The following is a 1,525-nucleotide window of genomic DNA, read 5'->3' as shown; positions in this document are numbered from 1 at the left end:
ATATCGGGATGCAATGAGCTCTAAGCACAGTAAATAAGCGGATAATTACCACCCATTTGCAAAAGAGGAGCTTTTAAATAAAACTTGTCATATATAGTGGAATATAATTGATTCCATCTTCCTGTTTCAAATCTTTTGTATAGATTATAAATCTATCTTCTACTTTAATTGGGTATTTTTCAATAAAATAATCAAATGATTTATGTGAATTATAGCCTGAAGATTTAACTTCAATTGGACAAACCTTCTTTTTTCGTAATGTGATAAAATCAATCTCATACTTTTGTTCTTTCTTGCCTTTAGAAGCATACATATACTCATGGAAATATAACTCATGTCCGCTTGTTCTTAACATTTGAGCTACCATATTTTCCATAATCATACCTTGGTTTATACTCAACTTATTAAAGATCAATGACTTATATATATTATCCTCTGTTGTAGAAGAACTTGCCATAATCATAGAAACCAATAGGCCTGTATCCATCATATATAATTTAAAATTACTACGATCCGCATAAAGTTCTAAAGATATTTCTGGTTGCGTAACATTAATACACTCATTTCCAATCATGGATTCAGATATGAAAGAAATCGCGTCTATATAATTTTGATATCTTGCGTTTTTATCCACTTTTGACATTTTGAAATGTGAATTTTTATTTTCTAACTGTTCAGGAATTGTTTTAAATACAACAGAAGCCTTTTCATGATTTTCATCATCATATTTTGTCAAATCTTCCTGATATAAACTCAAAATATTTCTCTTTACAAAATCAATTTGTTCATATGTTTCGCCATTCACAAAAGCCTCTACCGCTTGTGGCATTCCTCCAACCACTAGATATTCACGAAACTTCGTCATAATCTTGTTATGAATCGCATCCCCTAATGGTTTTCTACTATCAAAGGATTCTTTTATTATAGAATATGTAAAATCATCATTATTCGCCCATAAGAATTCTTCAAAATCCATAGGCCACATTTTAATTCTATATTCTTCAGAAGGTATCAATATATCTTTCACATTCTTTTTGATTGAAATCAAAGAACCCGTTTCAATGTAATCGTACCTACCATCTTTTACTAAATATTTTATCGCTTGTCTTGCGACAGGAAAAAATTGTACTTCATCAAAAACAATGGCACAACGCTTTCCTTTTAAAGATTTTTCTTTCAACAAGAATAAGTTTCTAAAGAAAACATCTAATTTGGCAATATTCTTAATAAAGTTATCTTTGACTTCTTCACTTTCTAATGCGAAATCCAATATTAAATAATCATCATATTCATTTCGCACGAATTCCTCAACAATTGTACTCTTTCCAATTCTACGAGCACCTTCAATTAATGCTGCGGATTTTCCATTAGACAATTCTTTCCATTTAAGTAAATTATTATATATTTTTCTCTTAAATATCATATATTTTATCCCTCTACCAAAAGTAGGTAGTGTCAAAAATCAACATTTTGATACAAATACAACTACCTTGATTTATTTGTATTTATCTTTAAGTTGTTTCCC

General features: G+C 29.3%; 1 protein-coding gene. It reads right to left on the bottom strand.

Translation table 11 applies throughout. The features are described from left to right. Positions 1-73 precede the first annotated feature (73 nt). Positions 74-1,423: an AAA family ATPase gene (locus Q0F04_RS11870; RefSeq protein ID WP_295753551.1), complete on the bottom strand. Its 1,350-nt coding sequence runs from the start codon at positions 1,421-1,423 to the stop codon at positions 74-76. Between the last annotated feature and the right edge of the window lie 102 nt (positions 1,424-1,525).

Source organism: uncultured Holdemanella sp. (assembly GCF_934772795.1).
Lineage (GTDB): Bacteria > Bacillota_I > Bacilli_A > Erysipelotrichales > Erysipelotrichaceae > Holdemanella.
The sequence above is the reverse complement of the archived record's forward strand: the minus strand, read 5'-3'. Positions and strand labels throughout refer to the sequence as shown.

Bases quoted from the DNA above. Each gene is read 5' to 3' on its own strand.
- Q0F04_RS11870 (WP_295753551.1), bottom strand. From the start codon at position 1,423: ATGATATTTAAGAGAAAAATATATAATAATTTACTTAAATGGAAAGAA.